We start from the raw sequence: 17,124 nt of genomic DNA, 5'->3' as shown, positions 1-17,124 counted from the left end.
ATGAGCACGTCCGACACCCCTGCTTCTGCCGCCCGCGGCTTCGACACAGTCCTCATCGCCAACCGTGGCGCCATCGCCTGCCGCATCATCCGCACCTTGCGCAAGATGGGCCTGAAGGCCGTGGCCGTCTATTCCGAGGCCGATGCCGACGCGCGCCACGTGGCCCTGGCCGATGCCAGCGTCTGCATCGGCCCTGCGCCTGCCGCGCAGAGCTACCTGGATGCCGACCGCATCCTCGCCGCCGCGCGCGAGACCGGGGCCGGCGCGATCCACCCCGGCTACGGCTTTCTGTCGGAGAACCCCGGCTTCGCCCAGGCCTGCGAGGACGCCGGCATCGCCTTCATCGGCCCCACGCCCGAGCAGATGCGCGCCTTCGGCCTCAAGCACACGGCGCGCGCGCTGGCCGAAGCGCACGGCGTGCCCTTGCTGCCCGGCAGCAGCCTGCTGGAGGGCGCGGACCACGCCCGCACCGAGGCCTTGCGCATCGGCTACCCCGTGATGCTCAAGAGCACCGCTGGCGGCGGCGGCATCGGCATGCGTCTGGTGCGCAACGAGGCCGAGCTTGACGCGGCCTATGAGGCCGTGGAACGCCTGGCTCGGGCCAATTTCAAGGATGCCGGCCTGTTCCTGGAAAAGTTCGTGGAGCGTGCGCGCCACATCGAAGTGCAGCTGTTCGGTGATGGCCACGGCACCGTGGTCGCCCTGGGCGAGCGTGATTGCTCCGCCCAGCGCCGCAACCAGAAGGTGATCGAAGAAACCCCTGCGCCGCACCTGGCAGCAGCCACCCGCACCGCCCTGCTGGACACCGCCACCCGCCTGGGCCAGGCCGTGAACTACCGCTCCGCCGGCACCGTGGAATACGTGCTGGACGCCGACACCGGTGCCTTCTACTTCCTGGAGGTCAACACGCGCCTGCAGGTCGAACATGGTGTGACCGAACAGGTGACCGGCGTGGACCTGGTCGAGTGGATGGTGCGGCTGGCGCGCGGCGATCAATGGCCGTTGCTTGCCCCAGCGCCGCAGGGCGCCTCGATCCAGGTGCGTCTGTACGCCGAAGACCCGGCCCGCAACTTCCAGCCCAGCGCGGGTGTGCTGACCGAAGTGGCCTTCCCAAAAGGCGTGCGCGTGGACGGCTGGGTGGACACCGGCAGCGACGTGCCGCCCTACTACGACCCGATGATCGCCAAGCTCATCGTCACCGCCGACACGCGCGAGCAGGCTGTGCTCAAGCTGCGCGACGCGCTCAAGGCCACCCGACTGGCCGGCATCGAGACCAACCTGCGCTACCTGCGCGCCGTGACTGGAGCCGAGGTGTTCGCCCAGGGCCGCATCATCACCAGCACGCTGGGCGGCTTCGCATGGCACCCGCGTGCACTGGAGGTGCTGGACGGCGGCGTGCAGACCACCGTGCAGGACTGGCCCGGCCGCACCGGCCACTGGGACGTGGGCGTGCCCCCCTCCGGCCCGATGGACGACCTGCACCTGCGCCTGGCCAACCGGCTGGTGGGCAATGAACAAGGCGCCGCCGCGCTGGAGTGCACCGTGGCCGGCCCAACGCTCAAGCTGCACAGCGATCTGGTGATTGCCTTGTGCGGCGCACCCATGGCCGTGGTGCTCAACGGCCAACCGCTGCCTGCTGAAGACGCCTTCAACCAGGCCTTGCACCTGCCCGCCGGCAGCACGGTCAAGCTCGGGCCTGTGGCCCTGAGCGAAGGCGGCGCACGCACCTACCTGGCCGTGCAGGGCGGGCTGGACGTGCCCACCTACCTCGGCAGCCGCAGCACTTTCACGCTCGGGCAGTTCGGTGGTCACGCGGGCCGCACGCTGCGCACCGGTGACATGCTGCATGCCTTCGCAGCGCTGGATGGTGCGCCTCAAGGTGTGACACGGCCTGATCGAACCGAGGCTCGTGCATTGCTGGCATCCGCCCCTGCCGCGCCAAACCGGTTCGCCCGCCACTGGACCATCGGCGTGCTTTACGGCCCGCACGGTGCCCCGGACTTCTTCACGCCAGACGACATCGCCACCTTCTTTGCCACCGACTACCAGGTGCACTACAACAGCAGCCGCACCGGCGTGCGCCTGATCGGTCCCAAGCCGCAATGGGCACGCACCGATGGCGGCGAGGCGGGGCTGCACCCCTCCAACATCCACGACAACGCCTATGCCATCGGGGCCATCGACTTCACAGGCGACATGCCCGTGATCCTCGGCCCGGACGGCCCCAGCCTGGGTGGCTTCGTCTGCCCGGCCGTGGTGGTGGCGGCCGAGCGATGGAAACTGGGGCAGCTCAAGGCGGGCGATACGCTGCGCTTCATCGCGTTGACGCATGAACAGGCGCAAGCGCTGCAGCGGGCTCGAGACGACCAGATCGCCTCTGTGGGTTCGAACCTCACCGCTTCCGCCACACCGCCGACACTCCCCACAGGCATCCCCGCCAGCGACGTCACCACCACCCTGTCCCCCATCCTGGCCCAGCGCGACGAACAAGGCGACAAGCCCGCCCGCTGCATCCGCCAGGCCGGCGACCGCTACCTGCTGGTCGAATACGGCCCGCTGGTGCTCGACCTCACGCTGCGTTTTCACGTGCACGCGCTGATGACAGCGCTCGATGCGCAACGCCAGCAAGGGCGGCTCGACGGCATCGTCGACATGACGCCGGGCATCCGCTCCCTGCAGATCCACTTCGACCCCAGCCGCCTGCCACGTGCCCAACTGCTGCAGGCCATCGACCGGGCCGAAGCCGCCCTGCCCTCGCTGGACGACCTCACCGTGCCCACCCGCACCGTGTGGCTGCCCCTGTCCTGGGACGACAGCGCCACGCGCCTGGCCATCGAGAAGTACATGCAGTCGGTGCGGGCCGATGCGCCCTGGTGCCCCAGCAACATCGAGTTCATCCGACGCATCAATGGCCTGGACAGCATCGACGATGTCATGCGCATCCTCTTCGATGCCCGCTACCTGGTGATGGGCCTGGGCGATGTCTACCTGGGTGCCCCGGTGGCCACGCCTCTGGACCCGCGCCACCGCCTGGTCACCACCAAGTACAACCCCGCCCGCACCTGGACGCCCGAGAACGCCGTGGGCATCGGCGGCGCCTACCTGTGCGTCTATGGCATGGAGGGCCCCGGCGGCTACCAGTTCGTTGGACGCACCGTGCAGATGTGGAACCGATGGCGCGACGAGCGCCACGGGGCGGCGGACTTCGAGGCCGGCAAGCCCTGGCTGCTGCGCTTTTTCGACCAGATCCGCTTCTACCCGGTGGGCGAGGAAGAGCTGCTGCAGATGCGCCGCGACTTTCCCGCCGGCCGTCTGAAGTTGCGCATCGAGCCAGGCACCTTCAGCCTGCGCGAGTACCGCCAGTTCCTGCAGCATGAAGCGGCAGGCATAGATGCGTTCAAGCAACGCCAGCAGGCCGCGTTCGACGCCGAACGCGAGCGCTGGAAGGCCTCCGGCCAGGATGGCAGCCTCAGCGAACTGGACGCCTCACCGCCGCCCGACGACAGCGCCCTGCCTGAAGGCGCCACCGCTGTGGGCAGCCCCGTGCCGGGCAGCGTCTGGAAAGTGCTGGTGGCCGAAGGCGACACGGTCGATGAAGGCCAGACCCTGGCCGTGGTCGAATCCATGAAGATGGAGTTTCCCGTCATCGCGCCTCTCAAGGGCACCGTGCTGAGCGTGCGCTGCAAGGAAGGCGGCGGCGTCACCGCGGGCCAGGACGTGGTCGTGCTGGCCCCCTGACGGGCACTGTCCCAGCGCCAACCAACGACGACTGTACAGGGCCACCCGTCGTGCACACCGCACGACCCGGGGTGGCCCTTGTCACGTGCTGATCGCACAGAGCCCGTTCAGGCACCCGGCATGGAGGCATACTTTCGGACATGTCACTGTCACCCATCTACCGTGACACACACGCCACGTCAGTCATGGGCAGGCACCCACCATTCCGCGTCGCATTGAACAAATTGCGTAGAAAATCAAAATGATGTTGACAGAGAAACAAATCTGTCTCTAACATTCACACAGGATCAAGACAGCACCATGGCGCCAAACCCGAAGCACCTCATCCTCAACCTGCTGATGGCCGCTGATGGCCCGCTCACCTCGCGTGAGGCCGTCGGCGCCTGCGCCCTGTTTGGCATTCGCGAGAACAGCGTGCGGGTGGCCCTGGTACGCCTCTCCGCTGCAGGCCTGGTAGAAGCCGCGGGCCGTGGCAGCTACCGCCTGGGCCCCCAGGCCGCCCCGCTGGCCGACGACGTGTCCCGCTGGCGCACGATCGAGCAACGCGCCTGCGACTGGGATGGCCGCTGGCTGATCGTCAGCACCGGCGCCCTGGGCCGCAGCGACCGCCCCGCCCTGCGGGCTCGCGAACGTGCCTTGACCATGGCGGGCTTTCGCGAGCTGGAGCCCACGCTGTACCTGCGCCCCGACAACCTGGTAGGCCATGCCCCGGTGGTGCGCGAGCGCCTGTACAAGCTGGGCCTCGATCCCAACGCCCCGGTGTTTTCCGCGCACGACCTGGACCCTGCCCGCGAGCAGACCGCCCGCCAGCTCTGGAACGGGCAGGCCCTCACGACCAGCTACAAGGCCACGCGTCAAAAGCTCGAACGCTGGATGGCGCATGCCGCCCAGCTTGATACGGAAGTTGCCGCGAGAGAAAGTTATCTGCTGGGCAACGAGGCCATCCGGCAGCTTGTGTTCGATCCCTTGCTGCCCGAGCCCCTGGTTGATGTGGCCGAGCGCCGTGCGTTCAACGAAGCAGTGCAGGCCTACGACCGCATGGGACACGTGATCTGGCAGAAGCTGCTGGCGCATCTGCTGTCCGGCGGCCGCATCGACACTGCCATCGAAGACACCAATGGCACTATCAGTACCAAGGTGTCACCACCGGGCAAACGCCCTCACTGACCTGAAGCCACGCCTCGTTCGCGAGGTGTCCCCATGACCGCCAGCCACGCCCTCCAAGACAAGACCGCACCCGACAGCGCCACGCCCAAGGTGCTGCCAGCCACGACGCGGCGCAAGATCAACGAACTGTTCACGCGCGAGCAGATCGCCCAGCTCACGGCACGCTCTGACTGGCGAGGCGCCTGGGCGATCATCTCCACCTGGATGGTCATCGCGGGTGCTTTCGCGGTGCTGGCACGCTGGCCCAATGTGTTCACCTTTGTCGGCGCGCTGGTGGTCATCGCCGGGCGCCAACTGTGCCTGGCCATCCTGCAGCACGAAGGCTCGCACGGCACCTTGTTCAAGACCCGCTGGATGAACGACGTGATCGTGGACTGGCTGTGCGCGCGTCCCGTGTGGCAGCACCTGCACAAGTACCGCGCCCACCACTTCGTTCATCACACCAAGACGGGCACCGAGGCCGACCCGGACCTGTCCCTGCACGTCGACTACCCGGTCACCCGCCGTTCGCTGGTGCGCAAATTCCTGCGCGACATCACGGGCCTGACCGGCTTGAAGACGCTTTACGGCCTGATCCTGATGGACGCTGGCGTCATCAAGTGGACGGTCTCCAACGACATCCAGAGGCTGCCCCGCAACGGCCGGCGCTGGTACCACTACGTGGTCAGCGCCTTGCGCAACATGGCACCCATGCTGCTGGCCAATGGCGTGCTGTGGGGCTTGCTGGCGCTGGCGGGCCATGCATGGCTGTACGGGGTCTGGGTGCTGGCCTACATCACGCCGCTGCCACTGTTCATCCGCATCCGTTCGATCGCCGAGCACGGCTGCCTGGAACGCACGCCTGACATGTTCGTCAACACCCGCACCACGCGTGCGGGCTGGCTGGCGCGCATCACCGTGGCACCGGTGCACGTGAACCACCACCTGGAGCACCATGTGATGGCCTCCGTGCCCTACTACCGATTGCCTCTGATGCACCGCATGCTCCGCGACAGGCACGCCCTGCCCCCAGCGCCAGGCTATCTGGACGTGCTGAGGCAGGCCAGCGCACGAAACCCCACGTTCACGGCCAACGCCTGAGCCATCACGCGGGGCACGGCTGGCGGGGCAAATGGCGCCCCAGCAGGCGGGCCAGCTCTTCCGGCTGGAAGGGCTTGAGCAGGTGGTCGTTCATGCCGGCCTGGCGGCATCTGTCGCCGTAGACCTCGGGACCATTCGCGGTCAGCGCCACGATGGGCACGGCCGCACGGCCCTGCACCAGTTCACGCTCACGGATGCGACGCGTGGCCTGGAGTCCGTCGAGCACCGGCATCTCGCAGTCCATCAGCACCAGGTCTGCCGCCTCACGCTCCAGCCAATCGACAGCCTCCCGCCCATTGGTGCACACCGTGACCCGCAAACCCAGGCGCGCGAGTTCGGCCTCGGCCACCAGCGCGTTGACGGGGTTGTCTTCCACCAGCAAGACATGCGGTGGCGGCCCGTCGGCCAGGGTCCAGCCCTGGAATGGTGGCGCATGTCCATCGAAGCGGGGGGCGTTGCGGCCACGCAGCGCGGGCATGGGCGGTGCACCCAGCTGCATCACCTTGGCCAGCGGCAGTGTGAACTCGAACACCGACCCCACCCCCTCCTGGCTGCTGCAGCGCAGATCGCCGCCCATGGCCACGCACAGCTCGCGCGAGATTGTCAGGCCCAGGCCCGAGCCACCCAGACGGCGGCGGTGCGTGTCCTCGGCCTGCCGGAAAGCCTCGAAAATGCGAGGCACCTCGTCCTTGGGGATGCCCACGCCCGTGTCCTCCACGCGGAAAGACACCATGGCGGCACTGGTGCGCCCCACGCTCAGGCGTACATGACCCTGGGCCGTGAACTTCACGGCATTGCCCAGCAGGTTGTAGAGCACCTGCCGCAGGCGTACCGGATCGCCCTGCACCTGGCTGCCCGGCGGGATGTCGAGCACGGCCTCCATGCGCACGCCCTTGTCCTCGCAGCTCACGCGCCAGGTGTCGGCCACGTTGTCGAGCAAGGCATGCAGGTCGAAGGGCTGCTCGTGCAGGGGCATGCCGCCCGACTCGATGCGGGAGAAATCCAGCACGTCGTTGATCACACTCACCAAGTGTTCGCCGGCCCCCTGGATCAGGTCCATGTGACGCAGGGTCTGTGCATCACGGGCCTGCTGGCGCACCATGCGTGCCACGCCCAGGATGCCGTGCAGCGGCGTGCGCATCTCGTGGCTCATCGTGGCCACGAAGCGGCCCTTCATCTCGCTGAGCGATTGCGCTTCAGTCAGCGCGCTCGCCTGGGCCTGGGCCAGTTGGTCAGCCTGGAAGCGCAACTGCAGCAGCTCCGTGATGCGGCGCCCCGACCGCGTGGCCTCGAACAGCAGCATGCCCATCAGGCCCAGCACCGCGACCAGACAGAACCAGCCGATCTCGTCCTGCCGGCTGCCCGCATAAAACGCGTTGGGCAAGAGCAGCGGCACGATGAAGAAGCTGGTGGCACGCAAGTCCATGTGCAGCATGAACCCACCGAGGGCCGCCACGCCGATCAGCGTGCTGACCGTGATCACGGCCACCTCCAGGTTCCAGATGGGCGTGAGCCCCCAACCCAGCGCGCTCCACAGCACGGCGTCCATGCCCGCCAGCGCGCGGTACACCGGCATGGACGGCCGACCGGCCAGGCGGCCTGTCATGAACATCCAGGTGTGCACGGAACGCAAGAGCGCGATCAGCACACGGGTGGCCAACCACCAGCCCAGGGCCAGCATGGAGACCTTGTCGCGCAGCACCAGCACGAGCGCCAGGGAGGTCAACAGCGAACACACCATCGCCATGGGGATCATCTCGTGCGCGGCGCGCTCACGCACGCCCACGATATGCGCTTCCATCTCCGGGCTGCCCCGCTTGCGCAGCGCATCCAGGCTGGACGATGAGAACAACCTCATTAACAACAACCTCAGCACCGGAACCGCTTCCGGTCTCCCGGGAGTGTCCTTCAAGCCGCTGAAACAATGCAGAGGGACAACCGCCGGTTTGCCGCGCAAGTTCGTGAAATCCTGCAGCGCCCTAACCCCTTGGCCTGGGGGCTTTGCCTGCGTGCGCCCCCCAGCGTCCGCAATCCCTTCATCCGACGCGCGAATACGGGCAGCGGCGCTCTGGCGCGTCTCCACATGCCCTACGATATTCAGCAGTGGCCGCGATCTCAGGCCACCAACAACGTATGAAGAAACCTCAAGTTTTCTGGATCGCCGGTGGCGTGATGTTCGCAGCAGGTGTCCCGGCGTTGGCGAGCGGCCTGTACAACGGCTCCTTGACCTTCACCTTGGTTGGGCTGTCGGAGCTGGTCTGCGGAGGCACACTGGTGACCGTTGGATTCGTGTATCACCACAAGCTCAAGCGTGCCGCCGTGTCCTGACATGCCGCCGCATTGAGCCGTTCATGAGCCATTCCGTCCCTACCCTGAGCGGCCAGCGCATCGTGTTGCGCCCTTTGCTGGCGAGCGATGCCGATGCCCTGGTCGAAGCCGCCGCCGATGGCGAGCTGTGGTCATTGCCTTTCACCGTGGTGCCTTCGGCAGCAACAGTCCAGGCTTACATCGCTCGGGCTCTCGACGGCCAGCGGCAAGGCCATGTCATGCCATTCGTCACCACCCTGCGTGACACTGGTCAGGTCATCGGCTCATCACGGTTCTGGAAGATCGACCGGGACAATCGCAAGCTGGAGATCGGACACACCTGGCTGGCCCGCTCGTGGCAGCGCAGCTTCGCCAACACAGAAGCCAAGCTGCTGATGCTGGGGGAAGCATTCGACAGCATGGGCTGCATACGTGTGCAGTTGCAGACCGATGAGCGCAATGCCGCATCCCGCGCCGCGATCCTGCGCCTGGGCGCGCAGCAGGAAGGCATCCTGCGTCATGAGCGCATCATGCCCGATGGGCACAAGCGCAACTCCGTGCGCTTCAGCCTCATCGAAGACGAATGGCCCGGGGTGAAGAGGCGTCTGCAGGCTCGCCTGGAGCAGCTCGACTGAGCACACCGCAGTCCGCGGCCCAGGCCTCAGCCGTTGTCCACCAGCAGCTTGCCGTTCTCGATCAGCTTGCCGATGATCTGTGCGCCGCTGGCGTCCGCCGCCAGGCCCAGACCGCTTCGCAGGTTCACGCCCTCCAGCACGATCTGCTGGTTGTCGGCACCTGAGGCGTAAGTGCCATTGGCAAAGCCGCCGGTGGTGCTCACCCGGATCACGGTGCTCGAACCGCTGGTCTCGAAGTTCAGGTAGTTGGACAGGTTGCCGGTGTTCTCGCCCTCCAGCAGATCGCGCAGGTCCAGCACATCACCGCCCGCGGCGGGCGCTGCCACGTCGAAGTCCTTGATGGTGTCGACAGGGCGCTGTGCAACACCCGTGCCGGCATCGCCCAGGTCCCAACGGAACACGTCGGAGCCGAGCCCCCCCACCAGGGTGTCGCTGCCCACGCCGCCCACCAGCGTGTCGTTGCCCGCACCACCGTGCAGGAAGTCATCGCCGCCCAGCCCCCGCAGCACATCATTGCCCTCATTGCCGAACAGTTGGTCACCAACCGCACCACCAATGATGATGTCGTTCCCACCCCGACCCAGAATGACGTTGGCATCTGCCAGTTGCCCGGTCAAGGTGTCGGCAGAGGCCGTCCCCTCGGCCACCACGGTGCGCTGCACCTCGATGGTCAACGTGGACGATGCGCTGTCCCCATCCCTGTCGACCAGGGTATAGCTGAAGTTCTCGGTGGCACTGCTGCCGAGGGCTTCACGCACGGAGTAGGTATAGGCTCCGGTATCGAAATTGACCGTGAGCGACTGGCCCAGCGCCGTTGTGATGGACACCACCGGGTTGGCCGCATCGTAGGTGTACGAGACGCCATCGACCGTGATGCTCTGCATGTGACCAAAGCCATCGGCCCCGAGCAGTTGCCCATCGGACAAGGAGCCGCTGGTGGTCTGCTTCACCGTCCCGGCCAGCACCGAGCCAAGCTGTGCCAGATCGGTCACCACCGTGGCGTCCAGATCGGACGACGATTGACCATCGTAGGCGATCGGGTTCAGGTTGCTCTGGTTGACGCTGGCCCCCAGGCCCACCACATAGGAGGTGATCCGGTTGGCGTCCAGGAAGGCTTGCCAGGCGGCCTCTTCCAAGGCATCGATGCCGTCACCCAACTCCGGGTTGGTGACGTTGCCATCGTTGTTGCCACCGAACGCCGTCCCCTTCGGGTTGGCATCGGACAGGGTCGGGTCCCCATCGGAGAAAAAGTAGGACACGTTCTGCGCACCGCTGATCTTGCCGTCGCTGGCGAACGCATCCTCTGCGGCCGACAGGCCGTAGTCATAGTTGGTGCTGCCAATGGCCGAGATGTTGGCCAGCAGCGTCTTGGCCTCCGCAATGCTGACCCAGGTTGTTCCCAGGGCCTGCACGGTATCCGAGAAGGTGACCAGACGCACGGAGACATTGCCGAACTGGTCGTAACTCTCCAGCAACGCGTTGATCGACTGGATGGCAGCCTGCAGGCTGCTCAGGTCGCCAATGCCGCTTTGGTTGTTCATCGAGCCTGACACGTCCAACACAATCAGCACGTTGGTGTCCAGCACCTGCACCGTGTCGGTGACGGGAAGCAGTGTGGCCGGTGAATCATCCTGCACCGTGACGGTGAACGATGTGGTGCCCGTGCCGCCTTGCCCATCGCTGACGCTGACGCCGAACGTGAGGTCCAGCGTGTCCTCGCCCTGCGCGCTGTGCTTCAACGGGCCCTTCAGCTCAAAAGTGTAGTTGCCGGCGGCATCGATGGTCAGCGTGGCCACGGGGGTCGAGCCAGCGGTGCCGATCAAGCCGCCCTTGCCATCGCTGGTCCAGATCACTTCGCTGCCGTTGCTGCCATAGATGCCGCCAGGGCCGGTCAGGGTGATCGTGGTGGCATCTCCGTCAGGATCAGACACGTCGATCTTGCCGCTGAACACAGCCGATTCGGGCGACGGCGCATTGGGATCGGTGGCCCCGCCGGGCAGGCCCTCTTCAGAGACGGTGCCAGAGGTGGCCGACACGGTGGGGGCATCGTTCACCCCGACCACCTCGATGGTGGTCACGGCCGTGTTGCTGATCTGCCCGCCATCGGTCACGGTGATCTCGACACTGCGGGCCGCCGTGGACGGATTGTCGCCGGTGCTTGAGAACCCGATCTCTCGCAAGGCGGCCTGGTAGGCGGCCAGACTGGCATCGCCCGTCAAGGTGATGATTGAACCATTGACGGCAGCCGTGATGCCCGAGGGCAAAGTGCCCAGCACACTGAGCACGTCACCGGCCTGCGCATTGGTCAGCGTGATGGTGGCGCCTTTCAAGATGGCGCTGTCCGCATCCGTGATGCTCACGTCGGCATCGGCCAGGCGCACGGGCTCCCCGTTCTCGGTGTAGCGGGTCTGGTAGCCGCTGCCCGTGGTGCCACTGGAGTCGTTGGTATCCAGATCCAGCACCGGCGGGGCATCGTTGTCCACGATGGAACCGATGCCTGCAGCGCTGCCATTGACCGTGCCCGCGCCGGACACGGTCAGCGTGAAGGTCTCGGTGGCTTCGGTGAGGTTGTCGTCGAGCGTGGGCACACGTGCCAGGAAACCGGTCTGGCCCGCTGGCAGCACCACCTGTCCATTGACCACGGCCGCCCAGGTCACGCCATTGTCGAAGGACACCTCGATGGTGTTTGCGTAATCCTGGCCCTGCGCGGCCGTGCCATCGCTCAGCGCCAGGTCGTAGGTCTGCGACGTGCTGGAGGGCGCACTCAAGGACACAGTGAACACTGCATTGCCACCCTCGATGGTGCTGGCATTGCCCACGGACAAGGTGGGCAACGTCACCGCCGGCACCTGGTCGGCAATGAACGGTTGCTCGACGCCCGCCAGCGGTGCGCCCGGGCCAAGGCCGGCCGTATCGAAAGCGAAATTCAGAGGGGTCACGGACTCGCTGACGCGGTCCACGCGCAGGCCGGGAGTCAGCCCACCCTCGCCGCCGCCGGTCAGGCCAGCCGCGGTTGCAAAGTCGATCTCTCCGTCTTCCAGCCCGGCGATGTCCCGGTCCAGATCGGAAGGCGCCAGCGCATCAGCCCGCAACTCAGCCATCTGACCGTCGGGGCGGGTGATCTGGACGATGCCGTCCTGAGACGTCAGGATCTGCTCGCCCCAGTTCAGGTGGTCCCCCACTTTGATCGGCTTGAGCGTGCCATCCGGCAACTGCAGGAACGCTGTGCCCCAAAGTGCGGTCACGGTCCCGGATTGGGATTTGGCGAGCAAAGGCATGGGCGACTCCAGAGGGCTAATACAACTGACTGCAATGTAATCCGATCGCACTGCGCCAAACCAGCCAAAAACCGCACCGCTGAGTGCGGTAAATCACGAAGCCATGTTCAGCTATCCGGATAAGGCTCCTCTGCAAATGTGACGGTTTGCACGTTTCTCGGCATCTGATCACTTTGCTGCTCAGTTGAGGGCTCTCCTCCCCACACGCTTTGTCCCACCCTCATTCAGAGGGAACGCCTTCTATTTTTCGCATATTGGAAAATTGGCAGAAAAAAGCCCGCCATCAAGGCGGGCTTTCAAGTCAAGTCGTGAGGCCTCAGTTGTCGACGAGCAACTTCCCGTCCTGGATCAGCTTGGTGATGATCTGCGCATCCGTGGCATTGGCGGCCAAGCCCAGCCCGGTGCGAATGTTCACCCCCTCCAGCACGATCTGCTGATGGTCGCTGGCGGCCGCGTAGGTGCCGTTGCTGAAAGCGCCTGTCGGGCTGATGCGGATCACGGTATTGCCGGTGCTGGTGTCGAAGTCCAGGAAGTTCTGCAGGTTGCCCGCACCACCCGTGGTGTTCTCACCGGTGAGCAGGTCACGCAGATCCAGCACATCGCCACCGGCCGAAGCCGCCGCCACGTTGAAGTCCTTGACGGTATCGGTGGCCCGGGTAGCAGCGTTGGTGCCCGGATCGGCCAGTGTCCACTGGAACACATCCGAACCCAGGCCGCCCGTCAACGTGTCGTTGCCGGCACCGCCGATGAGCAGGTCATTGCCATCGCCACCATTGAGGGTGTCGTTGCCAGCCCCACCGTGCAGCACGTCATTGCCGGCGCCGCCATTCAGGATGTCACTGCCATTGTTGCCGTACAGCTTGTCGTCGCCCGCACCGCCATTGATGGTGTCGTTGCCCTCGCCGCCGGTGATGAAGTCGATGCCGGAACCGCCGTTCAGCGTGTCCGCACCCGCCGTGCCGTTGGTCACGGTCGGCTTGCTGACGTTGACGGTCAGGGCCGAGCCCGTCGTGTCGCCATCACGGTCGGTGATCACGAAGTTCAGGACCTCGCTGGCACCACCGGCCGGCACCACCGGCGGCACCTCGTAGCGGTAGTCGCCGCCATCCATGTCGACGATGAACTTGCCGCCTGTCGAGCCATCGGCCAGCTTGGTGGTGATCGTCAATGTATCGGTGGTGGTGTCGAACACGCCGGCACTGACGCCGCCTGTCACCGTGATCGAGCCCCCATCGGCCGGGTTGTAGGTGTAGGTGATGCCATTGACCGTCAGCGACTTCACATACGCCGGCGCATCGGCGCCCACGCTGCCGTTGCCCAGGAAGCTGCCGGACAGCAGGTTGCCGTTGATCGACGCAGGAATCGTGGTTGCCAACACGCCATCGAGCTGCGAGAACGCGCTGACCACGACACCATTGCGCTCGGCCACGGCCCGGCCATCAAAGGCGATCGGGTCCAGGAAGGTGCGCTGCGTTGCCGTCACGCCGCCCACGCCCAGCGCAAAGCTGTCGATCTGGTTGGCGGTAAGGAAGTTCTTCCAGAGAAACTCTTCGTTGGCCTGGATGCCGGTGTCGCCGCCGTCCTGGTTGCTGCCGGAGCCATTGGTGGCAGGCGTACCAGGGCTCTGCCCCGTGGGGGTGAGCTGACTCTCGGTGCCAGAGCCGAACGTCGGTGCGCCATCGGAGATGAAGTAGGACACGTTCTGGGCAGATGACAGCTTGCCAGCGCTGGCAAAGGCCGTGATGGCATCGCCCAGCGCTTCGTCGTAGTTGGTGCCCTGGTTGGTCGGCGCGGTCGTGCCCAGGCTCGCCAGGATGCTGCGCGCTTCGGCCACCGTGGTCCAGACATCGCCGCGGGCCTGTGCGTTGGTACCGAAGGTCACCAGGCGCACGCGCACGTCGCCCAGCGCATCGTACTTGTCGAGCAGGCTGTTGATGGATGCGATGGCGCTGGCCAGGCGAGTCGTGCCATTGACACCATCGAGCGTGTTCATGGACGTCGACATGTCCAGGATCACCATGATGTTGGAGTCGATGCCCGACGTGTCGCGAGTTTGCGGCACTGCGGCGCTGGGCGCGTCGTCTTCCACGTTGATGGTCAGCGTGGTCGAACTCGTCAACTGACCATCGCTGGCACGCACCGTGAAGTTCAGCGGCAGCACGTCCTCGGCGTTGGCCACAGGGTGATCCAGCGGTGCCTTGAGCGTGAAGGTGTAGCCGCCGCTGTTGTTGATGGTCAGCGTGCCCACGGTGACACCGCCCGCCGTGGCGGTGAGCGTCTGGGTGCCATTGCCCGTCCAGGTCACGGCCGCACCGCCCGAGGTGAGGACCGTGGTGGGCGCTTCCAGCGTCCAGTTCGATGGTGTGGCGCCATCAGGATCGGACGCCGCGATCGTGCCCGAGACGGTGCTCGCATTGGTCGTGTCCGAGGGCGCGCCGGTGTTGTCGGCCAAGCCACCAGCCAGACCTTCCTCCGACACGGCGGCGGTTTGGGCCACCAGCACGGGCGCGTCGTTGACCGGCGTGACGCCGATGTTGACGATGGAGGTGTCCGTGCCGCCCTTGCCGTCACTGACCACCACCTTGAAGCTGTCGCCGCCGTTGTAATCAGGGTTGGGCGTGTAGGTCCAGGTGCCGTCCGGGTTCACGGTGACGGTGCCATGCGCCGGGTCGCTGCCCTTCGTGAAGGTCAGTGCGTCACCATCCTTGTCCGTGGCCTTGACCTGGCCGCTGACCGGGGTGTCTTCGGGCGTGGTGTGGCTGTAGTTGCCCGTGTTCGGATCGAACGAGGTACCCGGGCCGCCCGGATTCGTCGGCGTGTCCGTCACTTCCGGTGGATCGTTCACGGCGATCACCTTGATGGTGGTCGTGGCAACGGCGCTGTCGGAAGTCCCGTCATTGACCGTGACCGTGATGACGCGGTCGACCGTGGCGGGTGTGTCGGTGGTGTTGGCAAAGCCGATCTGACGGATGGCCGTCTGGTAGTCAGCCAGAGAGGCAGCCCCCGTCAAGGTGATGGTGCCGTTGGACACGCTGGCCGAGATGCCGGAAGGCAGGGTGCCGACCACGGCGAACGTGTCACCCGTTTGCGCATTGGTGAGCTTGATGGTGGCACCGCGCAAGACCGTGCTGTCCACATCGGTGATGCGGATGTCGAGGTCGGCGATGGCGATCGGAGTGCCGTTCTCGGTGTAGGTCGTCTGGTAGCCGTTGCCAGGGATGCCGGACGAGTTGTCGGCATCCAGATCGACGGCGGGCGGGGCATCGTTGTCGACGATGGTGCCCGTGCCTGCCACCACAGGCCGGCCTTCTGACGCATCCCGTGTTGTCTGACCCGACAGGGTCAGCGTCTCGGCACCTTCGGGCAGCACATCGTCCACCGTAGGGACGCGCACCAGGATGCTGTCCACGCGGGTGCCATTGGTGCCGGCGGGAACTACCACAGTGAACGAGCCATCAGCAGCGATCACAGCCTGCGAATAGGTCACACCGCCATCGACGGAGTATTCGACGGTGCCGGTGTCCACGCCGATCGTGGCCTTGCCCTGCGCTCCCGTGCCGCCCGTCAGCGTCAGCTTGACGGAAACGGCCGTGTCGAACTGGTTGCTCAACTTCACGACGAAACCGAGCGGCTGGCCTTCCGTCACCGAAGGGCTGGTGATGCTGGCCACCGTTGGGCGGTCATCGTCCGGTGTGGTCGGCGGCACGTTCGGGCCGGGGGGCGGCGTGGTCGGACCGCCCTGGTCGTTGATGCCACCGACGCCGGTGCCGTCACCGATCTGCGCGTTGGCACTGGCATTGCTCAGCACCACCTGGTACTGCTCGATGCCTTCGTAGATGTTGTCGTTGGTGATCGCGACCGTGATGGTCTTGCTGGTCTCGCCCGGGGCGAAGGTCAGCGTGCCGCTGTTGGCCGTGTAGTCCTGGCCGGCCTTGGCCGAACCATCCTGCGTGCCGTAGTTCACCGTCACCTGGGTGCTGCTCGGGCCGCTCAGGGTCACCGTGAAGGTGGCCGTGCCGGCCGCTTCGTTCACTTCGACGTCGTTGATGCTCAGGCTGGGAAGGCCATTGCCGTCATTGATCGTGCCGGTGCCCGCTGCTGGCGTGGTGTTCTGCGCCGTGTTGGCTGTGAGCTTGACGGTCTCGGCGCCCTCGCTGAGGTTGTCCGCCACCGTGGGCACCTGCACGTGCAGGGCGTTGGTCGGCGCGTTGGCCGGCACGCTCACGGTGAAGCTGCCATCGGCCGCCACCGTCACGGTCTGGTAGGTCGCACCACCGTCGGTGGACACGCGCACCGTGCCGGTGTCCGTGCCCAGCGTGGCCGTCTCGCCCGTCAGCTTGAGCGTCACGCTCGTGGCTGTCGTGCTCTGCTTGCTCAGCGTCACCGTGAAGTCCAGCGGGCTGCCTTCCGTGGCGCTCGGGCTGCTCACGCTGCTGACCACCGGGCGGTCATCGTCCGGTGTGGTCGGCGGCACGTTCGGGCCGGGGGGCGGCGTGGTCGGACCGCCCTGGTCGTTGATGCCACCGACGCCGGTGCCGTCACCGATCTGCGCGTTGGCACTGGCATTGCTCAGCACCACCTGGTACTGCTCGATGCCTTCGTAGATGTTGTCGTTGGTGATCGCGACCGTGATGGTCTTGCTGGTCTCGCCCGGGGCGAAGGTCAGCGTGCCGCTGTTGGCCGTGTAGTCCTGGCCGGCCTTGGCCGAACCATCCTGCGTGCCGTAGTTCACCGTCACCTGGGTGCTGCTCGGGCCGCTCAGGGTCACCGTGAAGGTGGCCGTGCCGGCCGCTTCGTTCACTTCGACGTCGTTGATGCTCAGGCTGGGAAGGCCATTGCCGTCATTGATCGTGCCGGTGCCCGCTGCTGGCGTGGTGTTCTGCGCCGTGTTGGCTGTGAGCTTGACGGTCTCGGCGCCC

General features: G+C 66.1%; 8 protein-coding genes. 5 read left to right on the top strand and 3 right to left on the bottom strand.

Translation table 11 applies throughout. The features are described 5' to 3' along the window. From uca to EIP75_RS17115, 3 genes are all read left to right on the top strand, one after another. Positions 1-3,738: an urea carboxylase gene (gene uca, locus EIP75_RS17125; protein WP_125244508.1), complete on the top strand. Its 3,738-nt coding sequence runs from the start codon at positions 1-3 to the stop codon at positions 3,736-3,738. A gap of 300 nt (positions 3,739-4,038) precedes the next feature. After that, positions 4,039-4,905, top strand: coding sequence for a PaaX family transcriptional regulator C-terminal domain-containing protein (locus EIP75_RS17120; RefSeq protein ID WP_125244507.1), 867 nt, complete (start codon positions 4,039-4,041; stop codon positions 4,903-4,905). Positions 4,906-4,938: 33 nt separating this feature from the next. After that, entirely contained in the window at positions 4,939-5,985 is a 1,047-nt protein-coding gene (locus EIP75_RS17115) for a fatty acid desaturase family protein (RefSeq protein ID WP_125244506.1), read from the top strand. A 4-nt stretch (positions 5,986-5,989) separates the two neighbouring features. Here the strand turns inward: EIP75_RS17115 and EIP75_RS17110 are convergent, their stop codons facing one another. Then, positions 5,990-7,843 (bottom strand): ATP-binding protein, encoded by a 1,854-nt coding sequence (locus EIP75_RS17110; RefSeq protein WP_125244505.1) that lies wholly within the window; start codon positions 7,841-7,843, stop codon positions 5,990-5,992. A 275-nt stretch (positions 7,844-8,118) separates the two neighbouring features. Between EIP75_RS17110 and EIP75_RS17105 the strand changes: the two genes are divergently transcribed. Together EIP75_RS17105 and EIP75_RS17100 are read left to right on the top strand one after the other, a co-directional pair. Then, entirely contained in the window at positions 8,119-8,313 is a 195-nt protein-coding gene (locus EIP75_RS17105) for a hypothetical protein (protein WP_125244504.1), read from the top strand. A 23-nt stretch (positions 8,314-8,336) separates the two neighbouring features. Continuing rightward, positions 8,337-8,927 carry a GNAT family N-acetyltransferase gene (locus EIP75_RS17100; RefSeq protein ID WP_125244503.1) on the top strand — a complete coding sequence of 197 codons (591 nt, stop codon included), beginning with the start codon at positions 8,337-8,339 and terminating at the stop codon, positions 8,925-8,927. 26 nt (positions 8,928-8,953) lie between these two features. Here EIP75_RS17100 and EIP75_RS17095 read toward each other — a convergent pair whose 3' ends face one another. Together EIP75_RS17095 and EIP75_RS17090 are read right to left on the bottom strand one after the other, a co-directional pair. Beyond that, a complete protein-coding gene (locus tag EIP75_RS17095) occupies positions 8,954-12,205 on the bottom strand; it encodes a type I secretion C-terminal target domain-containing protein (protein ID WP_125244502.1) in 3,252 nt (1,083 codons plus the stop codon). 316 nt (positions 12,206-12,521) lie between these two features. Continuing rightward, positions 12,522-17,124 (bottom strand): beta strand repeat-containing protein (locus tag EIP75_RS17090; protein WP_125244501.1); only part of this gene is annotated, 4,603 nt, incomplete at its 5' end.

The organism is Aquabacterium soli, assembly GCF_003933735.1.
Taxonomy (GTDB): Bacteria; Pseudomonadota; Gammaproteobacteria; order Burkholderiales; family Burkholderiaceae_C; genus Aquabacterium; species Aquabacterium soli.
Note: the sequence above shows the minus strand (reverse complement) of the source record. Positions and strands in the feature narration are given on the sequence as shown.

What these genes read in the sequence shown, in the direction of transcription:
- EIP75_RS17105 (WP_125244504.1), top strand. Translation starts at nt 8,119, where the DNA reads ATGAAGAAACCTCAAGTTTTCTGGATCGCCGGTGGCGTGATGTTCGCA.
- EIP75_RS17110 (WP_125244505.1), bottom strand. Translation starts at nt 7,843, where the DNA reads ATGAGGTTGTTCTCATCGTCCAGCCTGGATGCGCTGCGCAAGCGGGGC.
- EIP75_RS17120 (WP_125244507.1), top strand. Translation starts at nt 4,039, where the DNA reads ATGGCGCCAAACCCGAAGCACCTCATCCTCAACCTGCTGATGGCCGCT.
- EIP75_RS17115 (WP_125244506.1), top strand. Translation starts at nt 4,939, where the DNA reads ATGACCGCCAGCCACGCCCTCCAAGACAAGACCGCACCCGACAGCGCC.
- EIP75_RS17100 (WP_125244503.1), top strand. Translation starts at nt 8,337, where the DNA reads ATGAGCCATTCCGTCCCTACCCTGAGCGGCCAGCGCATCGTGTTGCGC.
- EIP75_RS17095 (WP_125244502.1), bottom strand. Translation starts at nt 12,205, where the DNA reads ATGCCTTTGCTCGCCAAATCCCAATCCGGGACCGTGACCGCACTTTGG.
- uca (WP_125244508.1), top strand. Translation starts at nt 1, where the DNA reads ATGAGCACGTCCGACACCCCTGCTTCTGCCGCCCGCGGCTTCGACACA.